Annotated in this window: 21 protein-coding genes; 10 read left to right on the top strand and 11 right to left on the bottom strand. The window is 66.4% G+C overall.

The genetic code is table 11. The features are described from left to right. Positions 1-43: 43 nt before the first annotated feature. Positions 44-1,012, top strand: a complete 969-nt coding sequence (locus HHL22_RS13115; protein WP_169531810.1) for a transglutaminase family protein — start codon at positions 44-46, stop codon at positions 1,010-1,012. Positions 1,013-1,019: 7 nt separating this feature from the next. On the opposite strand, the gene HHL22_RS13110 is transcribed toward HHL22_RS13115, so the two are convergent. From HHL22_RS13110 to HHL22_RS13090, 5 genes are all read right to left on the bottom strand, one after another. Continuing rightward, positions 1,020-1,448 (bottom strand): toxin-antitoxin system YwqK family antitoxin, encoded by a 429-nt coding sequence (locus HHL22_RS13110; protein ID WP_169531809.1) that lies wholly within the window; start codon positions 1,446-1,448, stop codon positions 1,020-1,022. A 21-nt stretch (positions 1,449-1,469) separates the two neighbouring features. After that, complete coding sequence (locus tag HHL22_RS13105) at positions 1,470-2,978, bottom strand: TonB family protein (RefSeq protein ID WP_169531808.1); 1,509 nt, start codon at positions 2,976-2,978, stop codon at positions 1,470-1,472. Positions 2,979-3,277: 299 nt separating this feature from the next. Then, on the bottom strand, positions 3,278-4,684 hold the full coding sequence (locus HHL22_RS13100) for a TonB family protein (protein WP_169531807.1): 1,407 nt from the start codon (positions 4,682-4,684) through the stop codon (positions 3,278-3,280). Further along, complete coding sequence (locus HHL22_RS13095; RefSeq protein WP_169531806.1) at positions 4,681-5,115, bottom strand: BlaI/MecI/CopY family transcriptional regulator; 435 nt, start codon at positions 5,113-5,115, stop codon at positions 4,681-4,683. The genes HHL22_RS13100 and HHL22_RS13095 overlap by 4 nt, the downstream gene beginning before the upstream one ends. A gap of 15 nt (positions 5,116-5,130) precedes the next feature. Then, entirely contained in the window at positions 5,131-6,330 is a 1,200-nt protein-coding gene (locus tag HHL22_RS13090) for a hypothetical protein (protein ID WP_169531805.1), read from the bottom strand. A gap of 215 nt (positions 6,331-6,545) precedes the next feature. Between HHL22_RS13090 and HHL22_RS13085 the strand changes: the two genes are divergently transcribed. After that, a complete protein-coding gene (locus tag HHL22_RS13085; RefSeq protein ID WP_169531804.1) occupies positions 6,546-7,610 on the top strand; it encodes an Ldh family oxidoreductase in 1,065 nt (354 codons plus the stop codon). A gap of 39 nt (positions 7,611-7,649) precedes the next feature. On the opposite strand, the gene HHL22_RS13080 is transcribed toward HHL22_RS13085, so the two are convergent. After that, positions 7,650-8,279 (bottom strand): phosphatase PAP2 family protein, encoded by a 630-nt coding sequence (locus HHL22_RS13080; RefSeq protein WP_206680723.1) that lies wholly within the window; start codon positions 8,277-8,279, stop codon positions 7,650-7,652. A gap of 55 nt (positions 8,280-8,334) precedes the next feature. Here HHL22_RS13080 and HHL22_RS13075 point away from each other — a divergent pair, with 55 nt between their 5' ends. Continuing rightward, positions 8,335-8,889 carry a GNAT family N-acetyltransferase gene (locus HHL22_RS13075; RefSeq protein WP_169531802.1) on the top strand — a complete coding sequence of 185 codons (555 nt, stop codon included), beginning with the start codon at positions 8,335-8,337 and terminating at the stop codon, positions 8,887-8,889. A 61-nt stretch (positions 8,890-8,950) separates the two neighbouring features. Here HHL22_RS13075 and HHL22_RS13070 read toward each other — a convergent pair whose 3' ends face one another. Continuing rightward, a complete protein-coding gene (locus HHL22_RS13070; RefSeq protein WP_169531801.1) occupies positions 8,951-9,280 on the bottom strand; it encodes a hypothetical protein in 330 nt (109 codons plus the stop codon). A 390-nt stretch (positions 9,281-9,670) separates the two neighbouring features. On the opposite strand from HHL22_RS13070, the gene HHL22_RS13065 reads away from it, so the two are divergent. Next, entirely contained in the window at positions 9,671-11,023 is a 1,353-nt protein-coding gene (locus HHL22_RS13065) for an alpha-amylase family glycosyl hydrolase (RefSeq protein WP_169531800.1), read from the top strand. Positions 11,024-11,157: 134 nt separating this feature from the next. Beyond that, on the top strand, positions 11,158-11,487 hold the full coding sequence (locus HHL22_RS13060) for a DMT family transporter (RefSeq protein WP_169531799.1): 330 nt from the start codon (positions 11,158-11,160) through the stop codon (positions 11,485-11,487). 109 nt (positions 11,488-11,596) lie between these two features. Here the strand turns inward: HHL22_RS13060 and HHL22_RS13055 are convergent, their stop codons facing one another. After that, positions 11,597-13,624, bottom strand: a complete 2,028-nt coding sequence (locus HHL22_RS13055; protein WP_169531798.1) for a M1 family metallopeptidase — start codon at positions 13,622-13,624, stop codon at positions 11,597-11,599. Between the two features lie 202 nt (positions 13,625-13,826). Between HHL22_RS13055 and HHL22_RS13050 the strand changes: the two genes are divergently transcribed. The 4 genes from HHL22_RS13050 (at position 13,827) to HHL22_RS13035 (ending at position 17,097) form a co-directional block, all read left to right on the top strand. Further along, positions 13,827-14,408, top strand: a complete 582-nt coding sequence (locus HHL22_RS13050; RefSeq protein ID WP_169531797.1) for a nitroreductase family protein — start codon at positions 13,827-13,829, stop codon at positions 14,406-14,408. 96 nt (positions 14,409-14,504) lie between these two features. Beyond that, positions 14,505-14,900 carry an SMU1112c/YaeR family gloxylase I-like metalloprotein gene (gloA2, locus tag HHL22_RS13045; protein WP_169531796.1) on the top strand — a complete coding sequence of 132 codons (396 nt, stop codon included), beginning with the start codon at positions 14,505-14,507 and terminating at the stop codon, positions 14,898-14,900. Positions 14,901-15,033: 133 nt separating this feature from the next. Further along, positions 15,034-15,984, top strand: a complete 951-nt coding sequence (locus tag HHL22_RS13040) for a hypothetical protein (protein ID WP_169531795.1) — start codon at positions 15,034-15,036, stop codon at positions 15,982-15,984. Positions 15,985-16,146: 162 nt separating this feature from the next. Then, the gene (locus tag HHL22_RS13035) at positions 16,147-17,097 is read left to right on the top strand and encodes an aldo/keto reductase (RefSeq protein ID WP_169531794.1); all 951 of its coding nucleotides are present in this window, start codon (positions 16,147-16,149) and stop codon (positions 17,095-17,097) included. A gap of 175 nt (positions 17,098-17,272) precedes the next feature. Here HHL22_RS13035 and HHL22_RS13030 read toward each other — a convergent pair whose 3' ends face one another. The 3 genes from HHL22_RS13030 to HHL22_RS13015 all read right to left on the bottom strand — a co-directional run bounded on the left by HHL22_RS13030 (position 17,273) and on the right by HHL22_RS13015 (position 20,240). Further along, positions 17,273-17,800 (bottom strand): SgcJ/EcaC family oxidoreductase, encoded by a 528-nt coding sequence (locus HHL22_RS13030; protein WP_169531793.1) that lies wholly within the window; start codon positions 17,798-17,800, stop codon positions 17,273-17,275. A 95-nt stretch (positions 17,801-17,895) separates the two neighbouring features. Then, entirely contained in the window at positions 17,896-18,720 is an 825-nt protein-coding gene (locus tag HHL22_RS13025) for a helix-turn-helix domain-containing protein (RefSeq protein WP_169531792.1), read from the bottom strand. A 56-nt stretch (positions 18,721-18,776) separates the two neighbouring features. After that, positions 18,777-20,240: a transglutaminase-like domain-containing protein gene (locus tag HHL22_RS13015; protein WP_195809282.1), complete on the bottom strand. Its 1,464-nt coding sequence runs from the start codon at positions 20,238-20,240 to the stop codon at positions 18,777-18,779. A gap of 660 nt (positions 20,241-20,900) precedes the next feature. Here HHL22_RS13015 and HHL22_RS13010 point away from each other — a divergent pair. Then, positions 20,901-22,160 carry an aspartyl protease family protein gene (locus HHL22_RS13010; protein WP_169531791.1) on the top strand — a complete coding sequence of 420 codons (1,260 nt, stop codon included), beginning with the start codon at positions 20,901-20,903 and terminating at the stop codon, positions 22,158-22,160. Positions 22,161-22,235: the final 75 nt, after the last annotated feature.

The following is a 22,235-nucleotide window of genomic DNA, read 5'->3' as shown; positions in this document are numbered from 1 at the left end:
CGACTGCGCTCAGCATGACGTTCTACTACTTATTCAACTACTTATGCCCAGCTATAAAATCTTGCACCGCACGCGCTACGCCTACGCGGCGCCCGTTATCGACTGCACCAACCAGCTGATGATATACCCGCTGGCCGACGAGCTGCTGACGGTGAAACACCACCAGGTTAGCATTACGCAGCAGCCCGAGGTGGCCCTGTTCACCGATTATTTTGGCAACCAGGTGGGCGTGTTCTCGCTCATCGAGCCGCACGCGGAGCTGGTTATCGAGTCGGTAGCGGAGGTGGAAACGCACGCCATCCAGTTTCCAATGGACGAGGAAACGGCCGCGGCGCAGTGGGCCCACCTGGCCGAGTTGCGCGCCGACCCCGCCTACATGGACTTTCTGAAAGTAGCCCCCCTAGGGCTGGAAGCCGAGGTGCGAGCGGCCCTGGGGGGCATCGTGAGCTACGGGGCCAAGCCGCTGAAGCAAGCGCTGGAACTCTCGGAGTATGTGTACGATAACTTTCAGTACCAGCAAGGGGTGACGAGCATCGAAACGCCGCTGGAAGCCATTTGGCGGGGCCGCGCCGGGGTGTGCCAGGACTTCACCCACCTGCTCATCTATTTGCTGCGCCTCATCCAGCTGCCCGCCCGCTACGTGAGCGGCTACGTGTGCCCTCGGCAGGAGGGCGTGCGCGGGGCGGGCGCCACCCACGCCTGGGTGGAGGTGTATGTGCCCTTCTACGGCTGGCTGGGCCTCGACCCCACCAACAACTGCATCGTGAGCGACGGGCACGTGCGCATGGCCGTCGGTCGCGCCTTTGCCGACTGCACCCCCGTGAAGGGCACCTACAAAGGCACCGGCGCCCACACCCTGGAGGTGACCGTGCACATCGAAAACGGCCGGCCCATCGCCGCTCATGAGGCGCCCGAAACGCCGGTGTATGTGCAGCAGTCGCCGGCCGCGACGGTGCCCGTAAACTCCTACCGCCAGTATTTGCAGTGGGAGCAGCAACAGCAGCAGCAGTAGCCTAACTCTAGGGGGTGGCCGCCGCGCGGGTAGCCACTAGCTTGCCCTGCTCGTAGGTTTCGACTTGCTGCAGGGTGCCGTCGGGGTTGAAAATCTGCCAGTCGCCGGTCCAGTAGTAGCGGTTGGCGCGGGCGGTTTCGAGCAGCTGCACCGTGCCCCGCTTCCAGACGTGGCCGTCGGGGTAATAGTAGGTGAGTTGGCTGGCGCCGTTGCGCTTAAATTTCTCGCGCCGCTCTAGCTCGCCGGTGATGGTGTAGTAGCGCCAGCGGCCCGCGAAGTGGTTGTGGCGGTAGCGGCCGGTGGTTTGCAGCTGGGTTTTGGCCGGGTCGTGGTAGGTGCGCCAGCGCCCCTGGCGGTTGCCGGCGTGGTCGAGGCGGTTGGTGGCGCAGCCAGCCAGGCCGGTTAGCGCTAAGCTCATCCACAGTATGTTACGCATAGTTCAGAGAAGGAAAAGGGCCTAGGGTTTGCTTTTAAAATCTATCGGCACGGTAAAGCTTACGGCTACGGCCCGGCCATTTTGCTTGCCTGGCACGAACTGCGGCAGCTGCTTGATGGCGGCCAGCACCGCTTGGTCACAGGCGGCACTTAAGCCTTTGACAATTTCCGTATGCTGCACCACTCCCTTACTATCCACTATAAACCGCGCAAATACCTGGCCTGCTTTGACTTTACCCACGGGGTACTTCAGCCCGCGCTGAATGGCTTGCACAATGGCCTGCTGCCCACCGCCGCCGGGCAGCTGCGGCATCTGCTCGACGTAGGTGTATACCTTCTCCTTACCAGGGGTTTCGGCAGCCTCGAAGCTGGTGCCGCCGGGGGGCCAGGGGCGAACCTCCAGGGTGCCGTTGGGTCGCATCCACTCGCCTTTTCGCACCCGCACCACCCGCACCTTGTACGTAGAGTTGGGCTTATTGGGCTCGGGGTACGATACCATCACTTCCCGCATTGAGTCGGCGGAGAGGGGACCGCGCAGCGAATCGCGGCGCGTGGCTTCGCGGGTTAGGCGGCGGACGTAAGCAACCTGGTCATCTGACCCAACCGAACTGGGTGCAGCGGGCGGCTGGGTGGTTTGGGCAAGGGCTACGTGGCCGGGCACGAAAGCCACTATGCCTAGCAACGGCAATACCAGCCACTGTTTCCAACGGCGGACGGGCAGCGCTTGGTGGAGCATGGCGATGCGGGTTAGGGTGGAAGAAAAAAGGAAAGGCTGTAGCAAAGGCCAGGCGGGTGGGCTGGCAACGTGTCGGGTGGCTAGGCGGGCCAGCAGCGCGGCGTAAGGCACGGGGCTGCTAGCCGCCGTAGCGGCCTGGTCGGCCAATAGCTCGTGGGTGAGGCGCAGGGCGGGCAGCAGCAAGTGGGCGAAGGGATTGGGCCACAGCACCACCCGCCAGATTTCGAGCCACAATACATCGGCGGTGTGGTGCTGGCGGGCGTGAGTAAGCTCGTGGGTGAGCACGGCATCGGCTTCGGCGGAACTCAGGCCCGTGATTTCATTCCAAAAAACCACTTGGCCAAATGAGCTGGTGGGCAGTTGCCCGCCCGTGTACACCAGCAGGTAGTCGGGATGCACCTCGCGGGGCCAGCGCCCGGCTAGCCGCCACAAGCGCGCTACTTGCCAAACTAACCGGCTTATGCCTAGGGCTATTCCTAACGCGTAAAGCCCCAGCAGCCACTGCCATCCCGGTGCGGGTGCGGCAACAGCTTGCCCTAGCTGCGCTACGGGTAGCAGTGCGGCAGCGGCCACTCCCGGCGTCGCTCCAGTCGCCACCGTGCTACTAGGCCAAGCAGGTAGCGCTAGCCCAGGTAGCAGCGGCAAGGCAGCGGCCACTACCGGGGCCAGCAGCAGCAAGGCGCGGTTGTAGTGGTAGCAGCGCTCGGGGCGCAGCACCAGGCGCCACAGCAGCCACAGCAGGCCTAGGGGCGGCAGCGTGCCACCCAACCACAAAAGCCAATCGGGGTAGTTCATGGGGCAGAAGAGATTAGCGTAAAGGGGTAGCTGGGCAGGAAGCCAGCGAGCGAGTGGGAACCGCGCTTCTGCTCAAGTAGCTGCTATTGGGTACCAGTCGCAAAGCGGCTGCGGCGAAGCGTCTGGTAGCTCAGCAGCAAGTCCTGCTAAATTTGGCCGTGGTAGCTGCGCCAGCACCCCTGGCGGCGGCCGGCGTGGTCGAGGCGGTTGGTGGCGCAGGCGGCCTAGCCTAGCAGCGGTACCCGTAGCAAGTTGCGCGCAGCTCAGCAGGCACCAAGAATGGGGGCGGCGGCGGAGCCCTAGGGCTGCACGGCAAATTGTACGGGCACGGTCAAGTCGAAAGGCACGGGCTGGCCGGCCTTTTGGGCGGGGGCAAAGCGCGGTAGCTGCTGGATGGCCGCCACCAAGGCGGCATCGTAGGCTGGCCCCACGCTTTTGATGACCTTGATTTGCTGCGCCTTGCCATCAGCCCCCACCACGAAGCGCACGAAGGAGCGGTTGCCGGGCGCGGGCGGGGCACTGCCTTTTGGGTAAGCAATGTTGTGCTGAATAGCGGCCACGATAGCCTCGGCGCCTCCCCCGCCGGGCAGCTCGGGTATCAACACCGCGGTGCTGGGCGCCCGATGGGTAATTGTCACGTTACCATCCTTGTCAATGTTAAGCTGCAAATTCGGGTCCCGCCAGCCCTGGTTGCCGTTGCGCAGCGAGTCCTGACGGATGGCTTCCATTACGTTCGCTTTTAGCGAGGTGAAGCGGGCTTCTTTGCTGAGCGGCGCAACTGGCTCGTTGGTTTTCTGGCAGGCCACGAGGGCTACGGCAGCCACTACGGGCAGCACCAGCCACTGCTTCCAGCGGCGCACGGGAAATTGGTTTTGCAGCATAGCAATGCGGGTAAGGGTGGAAGAAAAGGCAAAGGGCTGGAGCAGCGAATAGGCCGGGCCCGCGAGCTGCCGGGCGGCCAGCCGGGCCAGCAGCGTGGCGTATGAGTCGGCGGAGTTGGCAGGTGCTGCGGGTAACGGGAACGGGCCCGTGGGCACGGTCGCGGCGGCCTGGTCGGCCAGCAGCTCGTGGGTGAGGCGCAGGGCAGGCAGCAGCAGGTGCACAAAGGGATTGGGCCAAAGCACGGCTCGCCAGAGCTGCAGCCAGAGCACATCTAGGGTGTGGCGCTGGTGCACGTGGGCCAGCTCGTGGGCTAGCACGGCGGTAGCTTCGGCGGGCGCCAGGGCCGTGGTTTCATCCCAAAACACTACCCGGCCGAAGGTGCTGGTGGGCAGGCGCCCGCCCGTTTGCACTAGCGCGTAGTCGCCCAGTTCGAAGCGGGGCAGGCGCCGGGCCAGGCGCCACAGCCGGCCGGTTTGCCAGGCCAGCCGGCCTAGCCCTAGGGCCAAACCCGCCGCGTAAAGCCCCAGCAGCCACCACCCGCTAGCCACCACCGCCGCGTGCGGGGCCGTGGCACCGACGGGCAGCACCGGCAAGGTAACGGCCGCGACTGGGCTGCTCGTGGCTACCGCGCCCGCTAGCCAGGCGGGCAGCGCTGGGCGCGGCAGCAGCGGCAGGGCAGCGGCCAGCACCGGGGCCAGCAGCAGCAGCGCGCGGTTGTAGCCGTAGCAGCGCTCGGGGCGCAGGGCCAGGCGCCACAGGGCCCACAGCAAGCCTAGGGGCAGCAGCGTGCCCCCCAGCCACAAAAGCCAGTTGGTGTAGTTCATCGCTCAGAAAGGGGTGGGTTAGGAGAGTCGTCGGGGGTATCGTCGGCGGGCGAGTCGGGCGCGGCGCCCTCCTGGGCGGCGCGCAGCAGGGCGTCGAGCTGGGCGGCGTCGAGGTTTTCGTCCTGGGCGAAGAAGGACACGAGCTGGCTGAATGAGCCGCCGAAGTAGCCCCGCAGCAGCTTGCGCAGCGAGAAGCGGCGGTAGTCATCCTGAGCCACCAGCGGGTAGTAGCGGTAGCCGCGCCCCACCGGCTCGTAGCCCACAAAGCCCTTCTGCTCGAGAATGCGCACGATGGTACTCACGGTGGTAAGCGCCGGCTGGGGGGCGGGCAGCGCGGCCAGCACGTCTTTCACGGCGCTGGGGCCCAGGCGCCACAGGATTTGCATCACCTGCTCTTCGGCGCGGGTGAGTTCGGGGAAGGGGGGCTGCATAAACTGATTGATGAGCTAGTAAACAGAAAATGCGCGCTGCCAGCAGCGGCGGCCAGCAGCATCACGCAGCTCGGCTACGTAGGCGCCGGGCACCAGGCTTAGGCTAACGCTGGTTTCGCCGGGGCGCAGGCAGTGCACGGCCACGGGCTCGGCGCCGGGTTGGGCTTGCTTTTCGCGCTGCCAATGCACCAGCAGCACCTGGGGCGGCCGCAGGCTATCGGCCGGCAGGGCAAGGCGCGTAGGCTGGGTAGGCTGGCCAAAGCTGTTGCCTAGGGGCAGCGGCAGGCGGTTGAGCACGTAGAGGTCGCAGGTGAGCCCGCGCGCCGGGATGCTAGCCGCTGGCACGAGGTAGGCGCCCGCCGGCAGGTGCTGCCACTGGCCTAGGCCAGCCTGCGCGGCCTGCGTTTGCTCGATGGTAAGTGGGTCGATGCCGGTGAGTTGGTGCACCCAGGCGGCCAGGGCCTGCGCCGAGCTAGCTTCGTTGATGTGGCCGTGGCCGGCCAGCACCAGCACCCGCGCCTGGGGGTGAGGCCCTAGGGTAGCCGCCACGAGATTGCGCGCCTCGTCCCGCTCGCGGTCGGCCGTCATGGCATCGTAGGCCACTAGCTGGAAGCCGAGCTGCCGCGCCTGCCGAATGAGGTTGCCGAAGTGCGGCTCGTTGGTGTAAAAGCCCGAGGCCACCACCGGGTAGCCGCGCTGGCGCAGGTTTGCCGAATCAGTTGCCTCCAAGGCTTCCAGGGCTAGGTAGCGAAACCCCTGCTGGTAGAGCGCCGGCAGCAGGCTGCCTACCAGCCAGCGGCCCCGCGGCTGGGTGTGTTCCTCGTTGAACATCACCACCTGCCGCTGCCGGGTCTGGGCCAGGATGGCCGCCGCGGCTGGCACGGGCGCCCCCACCGGTGCAGCCAGCGGAGCCGGGGCGCTGTAGCCGGGCTGCTGCCGCCAGTAGTGGGCCGCGCTATCAGGCTCGCCGCCCATGGCGGCGTAGGTGGCCAGGGCCTGCCAGTAGTAGCCCGCCTGCAAACCGCTTTGGTAGGCGGAGCGCTGCCGGCGCAGCTCCAGCAGTGGCAGCAGGTAGTTGAATGAGCCAGCTGGCCCTACCTGCGCGGCGGTTCTAGCCAGATTGAACGGGTTTTCGGGCTCGCCGCGCCTCACCGCGCTGGCTAGCACACCAATACCAAGCAGGCAGCCAACGAGTTGTGGAAGTAAGGGGCGCATGCGGCGGGGTAATTTCAGTAAGCTGCCACTAAGTACGCCGTTTTTAACTAAATATTTAGTTGATATAAGTCAAAGCAGGGTGATTCACTGCTAACTCATTGCTTGCCAAGCACTAATTTTTTACAAAAAACTCTTATCGCCCGCCTAAAAGCACCGGGTAGTAGGTTTGTGCTTATCAGGCGGCGGGCTTTTTTGGTCACGCTGGCTATTTGCTTATGCCAACTTTTCCCTACCAGCAGCTCTTCAGCTTCACCGAGCGCGTGTTTTTGGCTCTGGGCTGCCCGCCCGACGACGCCACGCTGGCCACCGAAACCCTGCTCTCGGCCGACTTGCGCGGAGTAGACTCGCACGGCGTGGCGCGGCTGAGCGGCTACGTGCGGCTCTGGGAGGCAGGGCGCATCAACGCGCGGCCTAGGGTGGGCATAGCTCACGAAACGCCCAGCACCGCCACCGTGGACGGCGACGGGGGCCTAGGGCTGGTGGTGGGACCCAAGGCCATGCGCATTGCCCTGGCCAAAGCCGAGCAGGTGGGCAGCGGCTGGGTGGCGGTAAAGAACTCCAACCACTTCGGCATTGCCGGCTACCACGCCATGCTGGCCCTGGCCCAGGACATGATTGGGCTGGCCATGACCAATGCCTCGCCCCTGGTGGCGCCCACTTACTCGCTTGAGCGTCTGCTGGGTACCAACCCCATTGCCGTGGCCGTGCCCGCCGGCGAGCAACCCGACTTCGTGCTCGACATGGCCACCACCACCGCCGCCAACGGCAAGCTCGAAATAGCCCAGCGCAAGCACCTGCCCATCCCTGAGGGCTGGGCCCAGGATGCGCAAGGGCAACCCAGCACCGACGCCAACGCCGTGAAGAACGGCGGCGCCCTCCAGCCCCTGGGGGGCGCCACCGGCTCGCACAAGGGCTACGGCCTAGGGGCGGTGGTGGACATCTTCTCGGCTGTGCTCTCGGGAGCCAACTACGGACCCTGGGTGCCGCCCTTCGTGGCGTTTTTGCAGCCCTCGGCCAACCCCGTGGGCGCGGGCCTAGGGCATTTTTTCGGCGCCATGCGGGTGGATGCCTTCCGGCCCACCGCCGAGTTTAAAGCCCACATGGACAATTGGATAACCACCTTCCGCCAGGCCCAGGCCGTGCCCGGCAAGCAGGTACTCATCCCCGGCGACCCCGAGCGTGCCACGGCCGCCCACCGCCTGCTGGAAGGCATCCCGCTGCTAGAGGCCGTGGTAACGGATTTGGAAAGCGTCGGCGCCAAGCTAGGCGTGCAGCTATAGCATCAAGTGCTGGCTTGGTGAGTTGGCAGGATAATTTGCTCAACGGCTCGCCAGGCCGGCGCCGGGTGCTACCCTGGTCGCCAACAGCTGCACCAGCAGCACCCAGCCGGCGCCGGCGCTCCAGCCGGCCAGCACGTCGGAGGGGAAATGCACGCCCAGGTACATGCGCGCCCAGCCCACCCCTAGGGCAAAGGCTGGGGCCAGCGGCCACCACCGGCGCCAGCGGCGCGGCAAGGCAAAGAGCAGCGCCGCCGCCAGCGCCGCCGTGTCCATGGCGTGGCCGCTGGGGAAGCTGTAGGTGTGCTCGGGCCGCAGGCTGACCCACAGCGTGGGCCGGGGCCGGGTAGCCAGGCGCTTGATTACCTGCGTGAGCAGCATCGAGCCGCCCAGGCCCAGGGCAAACAGCCCGGCCGTCCGCCGCTGGCTGGCCCAGGCTAGGGCACCCGCTACCAATACACCGGCGCCAATGACCGGCCCAGTATTGCCCACAATGGTGAAGAAAATGGCCGCCCCGTCGAGGGCCGGGTGGGTGTGCTGGTGCAGCCACTGCAGCACGGGCGCATCGAAGGGGGCGTGGCCGTAGCGGTGCACCAGCGCGGCCATGCTGCCAAAGGTGCCCCAGGCCAGGGCGGCCGGCCAAGCCAGCTGCCGAAAGGTGAATGCCGACATGCGCCCGCATACGCGAAAAAGCCCGGCCGGGTAGCGGCGCGTAGCTTTGCCCGCCATGCTGCCGCCCCTAGCACCCTTCGCCACCGCCCGCCTGCTGCTGCGCCCCCTGCAGCCCGCCGATGCACCGGGTATGTATGCCCTGGACAGCGACTCGGCCGTGCACCGCTACCTGGGCGGCGTGGGCGGCCGCATGGTAACTACGCTGGCCGAGAGCGAAGCTACCATTCGCTACATCGAAGCGCAGTACGCCGCCGTGGGCATTGGGCGCTGGGCGGTGGTACTGGCCGCTACCGGCGAGTTTGTGGGCTGGGCCGGCTTGAAGCTGGTGGCCGGCCCCGTCAATGGCCAGCGCGATTTCTACGACCTTGGCTACCGCCTGCTGCCCCGCCATTGGGGCCAGGGCTACGGCTACGAGGCGGCGCGGGCCTGGCTGGCGGCGGGCTTCGGGCCCTTGGGCCTGCCGCGCATCTGCGCCTACGCCGATGTGCGCAACGCCGCTTCCTGCTGCATCCTGGCCAAAATTGGCTTGCATTCCGGCAACGAGTTTGCGGAAGGGGGCACCCGCTGCCGCTGGTACGAGGCCACCGCCCCGGCCGCGCCGCCAACCTAAACGGCCCGCTTCCGGGGGGAGGCGGGCCGTTTAGGTTGGCGGCTGCGGGCAGCCCCTAGGGCTATACCTGTTCGGCAGCCGAGCTGAGGGCATCGCCCAGCTGCTGGAGCTTGGCCTGGGTGTCGGCCGAGGCCGATACGGCGGCGCTGCTGGTCAGCTCGCCCAGGTTGCTGAGGCTATCGGCGATGGCGTCGGCATCGGGCGTGCCGCTGCTGAGGGCCTGCTGCAGGTTTTGCAGCTCGTCGGTAATGTCCTCCAGGCCTTGCTGGCCTTGGAGGGCACTAATCCAGCTGGCGATGGTAGACGTGCCGCCGGTGCTGCTGGTGATGTCGCCTTGCAAGGCGGCCAGGGTCTGGTCGAGCAAGGCGCTGGTGGAGGTGGTGGTGGCCATAAGTGGAAAAGGGAAAAAGGGTGAGTAGCTAGCCGCTTAACGCCTCGATTGGCGCGGAGTTGGGCTGGCGGCGTACAACATTCGGGCTATTGCCAAAATAGATTTTCCCAACCTGAACCGTTGTTTATCAACAATTTATCCACAACGTGCACGCCCCCACCCGCGCCCACCCAGCCACGGTTGAGCTGGCTGGTATCGAGTGGGTGCGGCCCGGCCCCCCACCCTAGGGCCCGCCCACCAGAGCCGGGGCGGGCGCAGCCTGCGAATAGGCTGTCCCAGGACAGCCGGCTGCTAGGGGCGCGGCAGTGGCAGCGGCGGGCGGACTTTACAGCCTGCGGCCCGTACAACCCATTTCTTCGTCGCGGAAACTACCAGCTTTGCGCACCGCTTATGACCGACCAACACCCCCTAGCCAACCGCTTCACCGTGCGCCACCCCGAGTGGGCCGCTAACGCCACCATCTACGAGGTCAACATCCGCAACTACACGCCCGAGGGCACCTTCGCCGCCTTCGAGCAGCACCTGCCGCGCCTGGCCAAGCTGGGCGTGGTCATCGTGTGGCTTATGCCGATTCACCCCATTGGGCACACCGGGCGCAAGGGTAGCCTAGGGTCGCCCTACGCCGTGCAGGACTACTACGGCGTGAACCCCGAGTTTGGCACGCTCGACGACCTCAAGCACCTCGTGCAAACTGCCCATAGCCTGGGCCTCAAGGTGATACTCGACTGGGTGGCTAACCACACCAGCCGCGACAATGACCTCATCGAGCAGCACCCCACTTGGTACCAGCACGACGCCAACGGCGACTTAGTGCCGCCCGTGGTCGACTGGACCGACGTGGTGGCCCTCGACTATACCAACCCCGAGCTGCGCCAGTATATGCTTGACGCCCTCTGCTACTGGGTGCGCGAGGCCGACCTCGACGGCTACCGCTGCGACGTGGCGGGCCTAGTGCCCACCGACTTCTGGGACGAGGCCCGGCCGGCGCTGGAAGCCATCAAGCCCGTGTTTATGCTGGCCGAGTGGGACGAGCTGTACCCCTCGGGCGGCCTCACGTGGGAGGAGTTTAACTCCGATACCAAGCTGCTGGAGAAGGCTTTTGATATGAGCTTCGGCCTGCGCCTGCACTACCTGCTCGACCGCATTGCCGAGGGCCACGCCGCCCTGGGCGACATCGACGAGTACCTGGCCGCCGAGCGGGCCAAGTATCCGCCCACGGTGTACCTGATGCACTTTACCAGCAACCACGACGTGAACAGCTGGGACGGCACCGAGTACGAGCGCCTAGGCCCCCTGGCGCTACCCTTCGCCGTGCTCACGGCCCTGCTGCCGGGCATGCCCATGCTGTATTCTGGCCAGGAAGCCGCGCTGCAGAAGCGCCTGGAATTCTTCGAGCGCGATACCATCGACTGGCAAGACTACCCGCTGCAAAGCTTCTACACCAAGCTGCTAAACCTGAAGAAGCGCCACCCCGCCCTGCGCAACGGCGACCCCGCCAGCACCTTTCAGCGCCTGCAAGGCCCGGCTGGCCTCTACGGCTTCGTGCGCGAGAAGGGCAATTCGGCCGTCATCGTACTCATCAACGCCACTACCGAAGAATTGGAGCTGCCCGGCCAGCGCACGCTGGTGCCGCCCCAAAAGGGCTTGTTCGACGTGTTCAGCGGCGAGCAACTGACGCTGGCCCAGCGCCGGGCCCGCCTGGTGCCCGCCCACGGCTACCGCGTGCTGCGCACCCGCGACTGAAGGCCAGCACGACTAAAACTAAAAAAGCCCGTCATGCTGAGCTTGCCGAAGCATCTCTACCGCATCGCTCGGGTGATGTTCGGTAGAGATGCTTCAGCAAGCTCAGCATGACCGCCTTTTTAACAACTTTTCCTATGCCTTACGTTTTCCTCCTCCTCGCCATCGTCAGCGAAGTTATTGGCACCACTGCCCTCAACGCTTCGCAGCAGTTCAGCCGCTTGGGGCCCAGTCTGCTTACCGTGGTGGGCTACGGCCTGGGGTTCTATTTTTTCAGCTTCGCGCTCAAAAGCATTCCCATTGGCGTAGCCTACGCCATCTGGGGCGGCGTGGGCATCGTGCTGGTCACGCTCATCGGCCTGTTCTACTTCCGGCAGCGCCTCGATTTCCCGGCCCTAGCTGGCATTGCGCTCATTGTCATCGGCGTGCTAGTGATGCAGCTGTTTTCCAAGACCGTGACGCACTAGCCGTAACGCCAAGCTCCGGCCCGGTGCCTCCTTACACGACATCCGCGTGGGTATCGATTCAGGGAGCACCGGGCCGGAGATTGGTGTTAGGAATGATGGCCTAGGTGTCTTATTCTGCCACGCGGGTGGGGCGCCAGGTATTGTTCTGGCGGTTCACGTCGGGCAGAATGTTGGTGGGGTTGAGCACCACCTGCGTCACGGGCGTGGTAGTAGCGGCCCGGAAGGTCCAGGTGCCGCCGCGCTGCCAGATTTCGACGGGTAGGTGCACGGTGGTTTTCTTACCGCCGGTTTCGGTGATTTCGGCCGTCACGGGCATGGCAGCCTGGGCCTTGTTTTCGACGGTGATGAGGGAGCCCTTGGCGGGGTCCTGGCTCACGTAGGCCACGCCGGTCACCGCCTGGTCGAGCAGCCAGTTCTCAAAGAACCACTCGTGGTAAAACCAGCTCAAATCCTCGCCGGCGGCCTCGTTCATGGTGTAGAAGAAGTCGCGCGGCTGCGGGTGCTTAAAGGCCCAGCGCTTGATGTAGGTGCGGAAGGCAAAGTCGAAGCGCTCGGGCCCCAGAATTTCCTGGCGCAGCAGATACAGGCCGTAGCCGGTTTTGGAGTAGGCCGCGAAGCCTAGGTTGCGGGCCTGCGTCACGTCGGGCACGGTGTAGGGCACGTCCATGGTGGGCAGCTGCATTTGCAGCGCCGTACTAGCGGCCAGGCCGCGAGGGGCAGTCACGTCGCCCTGCTCCTTGTACTCGCCGTTGTTGAAGTTCTGGCTGCTTAGGATGTTAATGAACGTGTTGAAGCCCTCGTCCATCCACGGGTACTTGCGCTCGTTGGAGCCCACAATCATCGGAAACCAGTTGTGGCCGAACTCGTGGTCGGTCACGTTCCAGAGGCCGCCCTTCTTGGCGCGGATGCCGCAGAACACGATGCCCGGATACTCCATGCCGCCCACGATGCCGGCCACGTTGGTGGCCGCCGGGTAGGTGTACTCGTACCACTGCTTGGAATTGTACTCGATGCTTTTCTTCACGTACTCGGTGCTGCGGCCCCAGGCGCTATCGGCGGCCACCTCGGCCGGGTAGAGCGACATGGCCAGCGACTTGCGGCCGCTGGGCAGGTTCATTTTAGCCGCGTCCCACACGAAGGCGGCCGACGCCGCCCACGACACATCGCGCGCCCGCTGGCACCGGAAGTGCCAGGTGAGGCGGCCACCCTTGCCGGCGGGGCGCGAGGCGGCCTGCGTCACCTCGTCGGCTCCGCGCACGATAACCGTCTTGTCCGACGTGGCGGCCTGGGCCAGGCGGCGCTGCTGGGCGCCGGTGAGCACTTCGGTGCCGTTCACCAGCTCGCCCGAGCCGCCCACCAGGTAGTTGGCCGGCACGTTGAGGGTGTAGTCGAAGTTGCCGTAGTCGAGGTAAAACTCGGCCGACATGTAGGGCAGCGTGTTCCAGCCCGAAATGTCGTCGTACACTTCCATGCGCGGGTACCACTGCGCCACCTCGAATATCTCGCCGTTCTTGGTTTTGAGGCGTCCTAGGCGGTCGGCGCCGTCCTCGGGAATGTTGAAGCCGTAGGCCACCTCAATCTTGAGCTTGTCGCCGTGGGGCTTCATCGGCTCGGGCAGCATCAGCTGCATCCGCGTGTCGCTGACGCGGTAGTTAGCCGCCATTTTCTTGCCGTGCAGCTCGATGCGCACCGTTTGCAGCGAGTCGCCCCCGCGCAGGCCGCGCGCCGTATTGCCGAAGCGGCCGCCCGCCACCGGGGTAGTAGCCGCCCCGCGCGAGTCGGCCCGAAACAGGTTTTGGTCGAGCTGCAGCCACACGAAGGGCAGCTCGTCGGGGCTGTTGTTGGTGTAAGTAATGGTAGCGGTGGCCGTCACGCGGGCCGCCTGCTCGTCGAGGCGCGCGGCAATTTGGTAGTCGGCCGCGTTTTGCCAGTAGGTGGCGCCGGGCTTGCCGCCGCCGGTGCGCGTCGCCACGGGCGGTATCTTGAAGTAGTCGGGCTGAAACAGGGCGCGCGCATCGTAGGGCGCGGGGTTGGCCGAGGGCAGCACGATGGGTAGGCCTTGCTGGGCCTGCGCCGAAGCCGCGCCGAGTAGCAGCGCCGCGCCAGCCAGCAGCCGGGTAACAGAAAAGTTTTTCATGCAAAAAGGCAATGGGTTCGCCTCAAAAATAGGGAGCCAGGTAAAGTCTGCGTGAGGAAAGCGCGTCTGCTTGGTTAAGCAGGCAGCAAAGACCCTAGGGCCGCCCCAGCGTTGCAAGGCGGCAGCGCCAGGACCACCCGTTCTGCTTCATCTGGCGTCCGCTTGCCGAAGCAGGACCGCCTTCTCATCCCCGAATTTTCCCATGTCCCTTCCCTCTCCCGACCAGGTAAACGAGCTTATCCGCACCCGGCGCAGCGTGTTTGTGCCGCAGTTTGAAGCTGGCAAAGTCATTCCCGACGACATCATCTGGCAGCTGCTCGAAAACGCCAGCTACGCCCCCACCCACAAGCGCACCGAGCCCTGGCGCTTCACCGTGTTCACAGGTGCGGGCCTGCAGCAGCTGGCCGATTTCCAGGCCGATTTATACCAGCGCACGGCCGGCCCCAAATTCAACGAAGGCAAGCACGAGAAGCTGCGCGAGCTACCCCTGCGCTGCTCGCACGTTATTGCCCTAGGCCTGCACCGCGACCCTAGCCTGCCCGAAATCGAGGAGGTAGAAGCCGTGGCCTGCGCGGTGCAAAACCTGGCCCTCTCGGCCCACGCCTATGGCCTAGGGGGCTTCTGGAGCAGCGGTGGCATCACGTACACCGAGGAGGCCAAAGCGTTTTTCGGCCTCGGCCCCGCCGATAAGCTGCTGGGTTTCTTCAACCTGGGCTACGTGCGGGTGCCCGCGCCAGCCGGCAAGCGCAGCCCGGTGCAGGATAAAGTGCGCTGGGTAGCGTAGCGGTGTACCGTGAGCTTTGCGAGTCCGCGCGGGTTGGCCCCTGCCGTTCAAATGCGCAGACTCGCAGAGTCCACGGTACACCGCTACTTTCGCGCCATGGCCCTCTCCCTGCTAGGCGTGCACCACATCGCCGTTATCTGCACCGACTACGCCGCGTCCAAGGCCTTTTATACCCAGGTACTGGGGCTGGCAATCATCCGCGAGGTGCACCGGGCCGAGCGCGCCTCCTACAAGCTCGATTTGGCCCTAGGGGAGCAGTACGTCATCGAGCTATTTTCCTTCCCGAGCCCCCCGCCGCGCCCCAGCCGGCCCGAGGCCGCGGGCCTGCGCCACCTGGCCTTCGCCGTGGCCGACCTCGCGGCCGCCGTGCGCCACCTGGCGGCGCACGGGGTGGCGTGCGAGCCCGTGCGGGTGGATGAGTGGACGGGCCGCCAATTCACGTTTTTCAGCGACCCCGACGGGCTGCCGCTGGAGCTGTACGAGGCGGCGTAGGGGTGGGGCCTACCCCCGCCCGCCGCTGCTCGATTACCGCCAGGCGGCGCCCGCGACGGGCAAGGGCAAGCCCCACCCCTACGCACCAGGCAAGCCGTGTAGCGTGCCGTTCTTGCGAGCCCAATCTTTGCCTATGCGCCACCGCTACCTGTTGCCGCTGCTCTTGGCCCTAGGGGGCTGCGCCACCGCCACGCGCTTGCAAGTGCCGGTGGGCTACTGCGACCCGCCCCTGCCCAGCCACTACAACCCGGCCTTTGCCCCTAGGGCCGATTTCGACGCCGCGCTCACGCCCGCGCTGCTGGCCCGCTACCCGCGCCGCAACCTACTTACGGCCAACGCGGTAGGTATCTTGCCCCTGCTGCAAGAGCTGCTGGCGCTGGAGCAAACCGCCAGCTGGCCGCAGCCCCGCCGCCAGCAGCCCGCCGCCGAGCTGGCCGTGCTGCGCCAGCGCCAGCGCATCCAGGCCCAAATTAGCCTGGTGAGCAGCACCGTGAGCAGCCTGGCGGCCGAGCTGGACTGCGAGGGCGAGCGCGCCGACCAGGTGGCCGGCTACCTGCAGCACCTCGACGACCGCCGCACCCAGCGCCTCAACGTGCTGGGCATCAGCGTGGGGGCGGCCAGCGGCATTGGCACCACGGTTATCGACAGCAAGCCGGGGCAGTACGCTTTTGGCATTGGGGGCGGGCTGCTGGCGGCGGGGCTGGGGCTGCTCACGCTGCGCCAGCAGGGGCACACGGTCGAGTTTCGGCACCCGCGCAACCTGCTGACCGACGTGTGGGCCGAGGCGCCAACCTCGGCTACCTGGCCGCCCAGCGTGTGGTACATGCTCAGCACGCCCGCTTTCAGCAACGCCGGCCAAACCAGCCTGGCCCACAACGCGCGCCAGCGCTGGCAGCACTACGGCCAGCTGGCCCACCTCGATTCGAAGCAGGGCCAGGAGCTGACGGCCCTGCTCTTCGGCGAGGGCGGCACCTACTCGGCCGATGAACTGACGCTGCGGGCCAACCTGCTCAACGAGCTGCAATCGGCCGTGCGCCTGCTCAACCAGGAGCTGCAAGCCCTGCAGCTGGTGGTAAACTCTTGAAAATTTGAGAAATGTGCAGATGTGGAGAATATGGAAATGTAGGAAAATGCGAACACAGTAGTCCGGCAACCATGCCCCCTGCCGCTTGTTGTACACAACCGTAGGCTCACTGGCTTATCGAAACGGCATTTTCACATCTCTCACATTTCCACATTAAAAAACATGGCTCCTCATCGTGAACTAGGCCGCTCGGGCCTGCACCTCGCCCCCTTCGTGCTGGGCGGCAACGTATTTGGCTGGACGGCCGACGAGCAAACTTCCTTCGCCGTGCTCGACGCCTTTGTGGCGGGCGGCGGCAACGTCATCGACACGGCCGACGTGTACTCGGCCTGGGTGCCCGGCCACGCGGGCGGCGGGCAGTCGGAAACCGTGCTGGGCAAGTGGCTGCAACAGCGCGGCCGGCGCGACGACGTGCTTATCTTCACCAAGGTGGGCATGGACCTAGGCGAGGGCAAGAAAGGGCTCTCGAAAGCCTACATCAAGCAAGCCGTGGAAGCCTCGCTGCGCCGCCTGCAAACCGACTACATCGACCTCTACCAGAGCCACAAAGACGACGAGAGCCTGCCCGTGACCGAGCCGCTCGAAGCCTACGCCGAGCTGCTAAAGGAGGGGAAAATCCGCGCCATCGGGGCCAGCAACTTCAAGCCCGAGCGCCTGCAAGCGGCCCTCGACGCGGGCGGCCAAGACGGCCTGCCCCGCTACGAAAGCCTGCAGCCCGAGTACAACCTCTACGACCGCGAAACCTTTGAGCGCGAGGACTTACCTATCGTGCAGGCCAGCGGCATTGGTGTCATTCCGTACTTCGGGCTGGCTTCGGGCTTTCTCACCGGCAAGTACCGCAGCGAGGCCGACCTGCAGAAAAGCCAGCGCGGCGGCGGCATTGGCAAGAAATACTTGAACGACAAGGGATTCCAAATCTTAAAAGCCCTCGATGCCGTAGCCGAGCGCCACGGCATCAGCCAGGCGCAGGTGGCTTTGGCCTGGCTGATGCAGGCCCCCGGCATCACGGCGCCCATTGCCAGCGCCACCAAGGTCGAGCAGGTGCAGGAGCTGGTGCAGGCCATGGACGTGCAGCTCTCGGCCGACGACGTGCAGGCGCTGCAAGCCAGCTAGCCGGTGGCCAGCGTAGCTCCAGCCTACTACTAAAACGTCATGCTCATCTGGCGTCCGCTTGCCGAAGCATCTCTACCGCGCCGCCTAGGGCCGTTGTTCGGTAGAGATGCTTCAGCAAGCGGACGCCAGATGAGCATGACGTTCTTTTTGATTATTAATTGATTACCATAAAATTTCACTTCTGCGCCATGCGTATTGGGTTACTGGCGGCGGCCTGCTCGTCCACGGGCGTGTTTTGGCAGAACGTGATGAGCCAGCGGCCCTGGCGCTTCACGAGCAGGGTCGAAAATAGTGAACGAGCGCTGCCGCCGGCCGGCGCGGGCACGTCGGAGCGGTTGGGGGGCGTCACGCGCGACGTAATCAGCACTACCCCAGGGGCTACTACGCGCATAACGGTGGCGCTGGGGTCGGCGGGCGTGAACACCGCGTGCTGGTAAATGCGGTCGAAAACGGCCTGGTGGGCCCGCTGCACGTCGGCGGCGCCCTGCCAGTACATGCCCACCACGTTCACGAAGCTGATGTCGGGGGTAACATAGCCCGGCATATCGGCAAAGTGGTGGTCATTCAGATTTTTCCCAAACTGCCGGAGGGCAGCCGCCACGCCGGCTTGGTCGGCGGCCGAAAGGGTGAGCAGGCTTTGCGCGGCGGCCGAGTGCCCTAGGGCCAGCAGCGCGGCCAAGGCGCTGATAACAAGCGTTTTCATACGGTTCGAAGAAGTTGGTACGGCGGCAAAATTCCGCCCGCGGCCCGCTTGCCAAGTAGTAAAAAACCGACATTTTCTGCAGTGGCTACAGAATTTTAAGCCTTGCCGACCAGGTAGTTGTGCGCCGCCTCGGCGGCCAGCAGCTGGGGCGGCGTGGCCCCGGCAAACTCGCGGAAGTCGCGCACCAGGTGGCGGTAGTCATAGTAGCCGCAGTGCAGGGCCACGGCCAGCCAGTCCAGCGCCGGGCAAGCTTCCTTCAGGCGAAACGCCTGGTCGAAGCGGGCTACGCGGGCGTAGAGCTTCGGCCCCATGCCCACCCGCTCCACAAACTGGCGCTCGAACTGCCGCGGGCTGAGGCAGACTTCGTGGGCCAGCTGCTCGACGGGCCGGGCCACCCAGCCGCTGAGTAGCTGCGGCAGCAGCTGGTCGAGGGGACGCGTGGGGGCGGCCAGCCGCCGCGCGGCGTGCAGCAGGTAGGCTTCTACTACGGTTACCATCTGCTGGTAGTCGGTGGTTTCGGCCAGGCGGTCGGCCACCTCGTCGAGGGCCGGGCCGAGCACGGCGCGGCTGTCGAGGGCGAAGTCGTATAGCTCGCGCACCGGCACGCCCAGCAGGCGGTGCAGGCCCCCGGGCTGGCAGGCCACGCGCACCACCAGATGGTCGGGCGCAAAGTGCAAGTCGACTCGCGACACCTGCGGCCCCACCAGAATGCTGCGCCCCACCCCGATGTCGCGCCCCTGCCCATAGTGGGTGGTGCGCATCGCATCGCGCGGGTAGAAGTAGAGGCTCTGCACCGGGCCCGGCGGCTGGGGCTTGGGCGCGGGCAGCGGCTGCCCGCCGGTGGCGCGGATGTGCACCACCATGTAGTGCCGCACGTAGGGCCGCAGCGGCGGGGCCGGCGAGTAGTAGCGCACGAACATGGGGCAGCTTCGGCGGTTGGTTTCAACCGCAAGGTAGCCAGCACCTTGCGCACACCCTAATGGCCTGCTACCAGCGCCGCGGCCCGCTGCTGCGTGGTGGCTATCAGCGCCTTCAAATCCAGCGTGCTCATTTCTTGGGAGCTGATGAAAGGCGTGAGCTGCCCGGTCGCGTCGGCGCTGAAGGCGACGGGCAGCGCCTGGCCCGCCAGGGCGGGGTAGGCGGCCCGAAACTCGTCGCGGTGCAGAAACTCGGTGGGTAGCGGCAGGTTGGCCACGGCCTGCTTCCACTCGGGGCGCATGCCGCTGAACTGATAGGTGTTGGCGCACAGCGCGCAGGCGTAGGTGCTGGGCGCGAAGGTCTTGTGCAGCAAATCCTGGAAGCCGTTGAGCGGACCCGAGTCGGCGTTGTACACAAACACCAGCCGGGTGGCCTTGCCCTGCGCCGCCGGCCCTAGGGCCCCGGTGCGCTTGTCGGCATCGGCAAAGGTGTAGGTGTGCGCCACTTCCAGGGGCTGGCCGTCGGCCTCGGCATACGGATACACGAAGTAGTTGAGCGGCGCGCCGGCCTGGCGGGGCACTAGCGTCAGGTCGCGCCCGCGGGTGAACTCGACGCGGTTTTCGTCGTGCGCCCCGAAGAAGTAGCCGCGCTTGCTCGGGTCCTTGGCGGCCTCCGAGGCATCGACGGGCACCCAGCCGGTTTGGGGTGTGTAGAACTCGGCCCAGCAGTGGTAGCCCTTTATCTCGCCCTGGCCGCGCCCAGCCGGCAGCGGCAGCCCGATGCTGAAGCGCGCCGGAATGCCCTGCGCCCGGCAGTAGCCGATGAACACGGCGTGGAAGTCGGTGCAGTTGCCGCGCCGCGCGTCGCAGGCGTAGTAGATGTCGCCGCGGCCCCAGCCCTGGCCGGTTTTGTCGTAGGTCATGGTGCTCACCACGTGCTCGTAAATGGCGCGGGCCTTGGCCAGCGGCGTGGTGGCGTGGGCCTTATCCACCACCTCCTGGGCGAGGGCCTTGATTTTGAAGTCGAGCGGCACTAGGCGGTCGGGCGCCAGCCAGCGGGCCTGGTTGGGGTCCTGGGCCTCGGTCTCGGCGGGGGCGTGGTCGTCGGTGGCGCGCAGGTTCAGGTGCTCGCGCCGCGTCACCAGGGCCGTCAGGGTGATGCTTACCGGCCCTAGGGGCGCGGCGGGCACCTTGGCCAACTGCTGCGAAAGGTGGTCGAGGTTGAAGGTCTGACCTTCCTTAAACGCCTTGCCGGCCGTGGCGCGCAGGTGCAGCATGCGGTTGCCGTACTGGTCGGATTCGATTTGGTAGGGTCCGCTGGCTTCAATCTTCAGCTCGCGCACGTCCTGGCTTTTGTCGTCGTGCGGCACGGGCAGCCAGCAGTCCAGCACCTTGGTGCCGGCCGGCGGCGCGGGCACCGTGGCCTGGCACGTAAGCCGAAAGGTGCGGCTGCGCGGCGCGGTGCGGGGGGCAGGAGCGGCCGCCAGGAGCGCGGCCGCGGCGGCCAGGAGCAGGAGTTTCATAAGCAGGTAGCGGATAGCTGGTTGTAAAATTACGGCCTGCTACCCGCCTAGGCCGGGTCGCCGCCTCGCTTTGCGCCCAGCCTCTCACACTTTCCTGCCTGCGGCTGGCCGCCGCGCTGGCTTCCTGCAAGCGGCACTGCACCCCCTGGGCGCCCCACCTACCTGGGCAAAATCGCGTGCCGTTGCGTCGCCACATACTTGATTATCAAACAGCCTGCGCGCAACGCGCCGGCGGGAGGTGGGGCCGCTGCCTATTTTTCGAGCTAAGTTGCTTGCTGGCCCTAGTGTCGGCGGCGGGCGATACGCTGTTTTACGGCACCAGCTCGCTGCGCTGCGCCGCCGTGGTGCTCGCAGGCGGCTGGGTTCGCCTCGGTAGCTTTCGCCGGCTGCAACTCGCTCCAAAGGCGTTGTTTGGTGAGCGATGCAGTAGGTCGAGCACCTGGGCTGGGGGTGCTTTGCCTACCTGAGTCCCCCGCTGGTCGTTCAACGACGGGCGGGGGCCCGCCTTGTCCCTGCGGCACCGGACCCTGAAGCTGCGCTAAGCTTCTCCAAACCAAGCCGACGTGGGCTTGCTACTGTCTTTAGCCCACCGCATAGGCCTAGGGACGCAAGCGAGCCGCGGCGCGGGGAAGGGGCCCGCCCGCTACATTCGCTGCGTATATGAGGACCTTGCTTATCGGCGGGCTATGGGTGGCCACTAGCGGGTGGGGCGCCCTGGGCCAGTCCCGCCCGGCCACCCCGCCGGCCCTGGCCCAGCTGGTGGCCGCCATCAACCAGCCGGGGGTGGCGCCGCTGGCGCCCTACCTCACGGCCGCCACGCGCGTGGGCCCGCTGCCGCCCGCCTACACCAGCCGGGTGCTGGCCCGGCTGCTGCCGCAGCTCGGCCCCCTCGATAGCCTGCAAGTGGTGCGGCAAGTGCCCGAGGGCGCCAACACCCGCTACGAGTGCGCCCTCTGGCACCAGGGCACGGCGCAGGCCGGCTCGGTAGTGCTGGCGCCCGCCGGCACGTTTGTGGCGCTCAACCTGCTGCCCCCGGGCGCGCGGCCGCCGGGCTCTACGCCGCCCCCCAGCCGCACCACGCCCCCTAGGGTCGAGATACCCGCGCAGGTGGTCAATGGCTTGCTGGTAGTCGAAGCCGAGGTAGACGGCCGCCGGGGCGCGTTTTTCCTGGACTCGGGCGCACCGGCCCTGCTGCTGAACCAACGCGAGTTTGCGCCTGCGGCCACCGACACTGCCGCCTTGGCCCAGGGCGGACGCGGCGGGCGCGGCGTGAACGGTGGCCTGGCGGGCGTGGCGCACTACGCGTTGCTGCAGTTTGCCTGCCAGGGCCTGGTGGTGCAAAACGAGGAAGTAGCCACCTTCGACATGGCCAGCCTGGAACGGCGCCTGGGGGTGGGCAAGCTGCTGGGCATCATCGGCTACGACCTGCTGCGCGACTACGCCCTGACGCTGGACTACCGCGCCGGGCGGGTGCTGCTGCAAAAGCCGGGGGCCGCCGGCACCGCGCCGGGCGCCGGGGTGCGGGTGCCGTTTCGGCTGCGCGGGCACCTGCCAGTGGTCACGGCCACCATCGAGGGGCGGCCCTACCAGCTGGGCATCGACTGCGGCGCCCAAACCAACCTGCTCGACCCGGCCGCGGCGGCCGCGCTCGCCCGCCGGCTGCGGCACCGCGAGCAAGTGACGCTGCGCGGGGCCGACGCCACGGGCAGCGTGGCCGGCGCGGCCATTGTGCCCCGCCTCACGCTGGCCGGGGGCCAGCTCACGTTCCGGCACCAGGCCACCACGTTTGCCGACGTCAGTAACCTGAGCCGCGTGCCGGGCAGCCTAGCGCTCGAAGGGCTGCTGGGCTACCCGCTGCTCAGCCAGTACCGCACCACCATCGACTACGTGAATCAGCAGCTGCTGTTTGAGCGCTGGTGAGGCCCTAGGGCTGGTGGCTCCGTGCGTAGCTGGCCCCTAGGGCTGGTGGCCGCCACGGCTGCCTTCGGAGGCAGG

Origin of the sequence: Hymenobacter polaris (assembly GCF_012927305.1) — a bacterium.
Classification (GTDB): Bacteria; Bacteroidota; Bacteroidia; order Cytophagales; family Hymenobacteraceae; genus Hymenobacter; species Hymenobacter polaris.
Note: the sequence above shows the minus strand (reverse complement) of the source record. Positions and strands in the feature narration are given on the sequence as shown.

Coding starts and splice junctions, on each gene's coding strand:
- HHL22_RS13015 (WP_195809282.1), bottom strand. CDS start 20,240: ATGAAACTCCTGCTCCTGGCCGCCGCGGCCGCGCTCCTGGCGGCCGCT.
- HHL22_RS13025 (WP_169531792.1), bottom strand. CDS start 18,720: ATGTTCGTGCGCTACTACTCGCCGGCCCCGCCGCTGCGGCCCTACGTG.
- HHL22_RS13055 (WP_169531798.1), bottom strand. CDS start 13,624: ATGAAAAACTTTTCTGTTACCCGGCTGCTGGCTGGCGCGGCGCTGCTA.
- HHL22_RS13030 (WP_169531793.1), bottom strand. CDS start 17,800: ATGAAAACGCTTGTTATCAGCGCCTTGGCCGCGCTGCTGGCCCTAGGG.
- HHL22_RS13040 (WP_169531795.1), top strand. CDS start 15,034: ATGCGCCACCGCTACCTGTTGCCGCTGCTCTTGGCCCTAGGGGGCTGC.
- HHL22_RS13110 (WP_169531809.1), bottom strand. CDS start 1,448: ATGCGTAACATACTGTGGATGAGCTTAGCGCTAACCGGCCTGGCTGGC.
- HHL22_RS13080 (WP_206680723.1), bottom strand. CDS start 8,279: ATGTCGGCATTCACCTTTCGGCAGCTGGCTTGGCCGGCCGCCCTGGCC.
- HHL22_RS13010 (WP_169531791.1), top strand. CDS start 20,901: ATGAGGACCTTGCTTATCGGCGGGCTATGGGTGGCCACTAGCGGGTGG.
- gloA2 (WP_169531796.1), top strand. CDS start 14,505: ATGGCCCTCTCCCTGCTAGGCGTGCACCACATCGCCGTTATCTGCACC.
- HHL22_RS13085 (WP_169531804.1), top strand. CDS start 6,546: ATGCCAACTTTTCCCTACCAGCAGCTCTTCAGCTTCACCGAGCGCGTG.
- HHL22_RS13095 (WP_169531806.1), bottom strand. CDS start 5,115: ATGCAGCCCCCCTTCCCCGAACTCACCCGCGCCGAAGAGCAGGTGATG.
- HHL22_RS13070 (WP_169531801.1), bottom strand. CDS start 9,280: ATGGCCACCACCACCTCCACCAGCGCCTTGCTCGACCAGACCCTGGCC.
- HHL22_RS13035 (WP_169531794.1), top strand. CDS start 16,147: ATGGCTCCTCATCGTGAACTAGGCCGCTCGGGCCTGCACCTCGCCCCC.
- HHL22_RS13100 (WP_169531807.1), bottom strand. CDS start 4,684: ATGAACTACACCAACTGGCTTTTGTGGCTGGGGGGCACGCTGCTGCCC.
- HHL22_RS13050 (WP_169531797.1), top strand. CDS start 13,827: ATGTCCCTTCCCTCTCCCGACCAGGTAAACGAGCTTATCCGCACCCGG.
- HHL22_RS13060 (WP_169531799.1), top strand. CDS start 11,158: ATGCCTTACGTTTTCCTCCTCCTCGCCATCGTCAGCGAAGTTATTGGC.
- HHL22_RS13065 (WP_169531800.1), top strand. CDS start 9,671: ATGACCGACCAACACCCCCTAGCCAACCGCTTCACCGTGCGCCACCCC.
- HHL22_RS13075 (WP_169531802.1), top strand. CDS start 8,335: ATGCTGCCGCCCCTAGCACCCTTCGCCACCGCCCGCCTGCTGCTGCGC.
- HHL22_RS13115 (WP_169531810.1), top strand. CDS start 44: ATGCCCAGCTATAAAATCTTGCACCGCACGCGCTACGCCTACGCGGCG.
- HHL22_RS13105 (WP_169531808.1), bottom strand. CDS start 2,978: ATGAACTACCCCGATTGGCTTTTGTGGTTGGGTGGCACGCTGCCGCCC.
- HHL22_RS13090 (WP_169531805.1), bottom strand. CDS start 6,330: ATGCGCCCCTTACTTCCACAACTCGTTGGCTGCCTGCTTGGTATTGGT.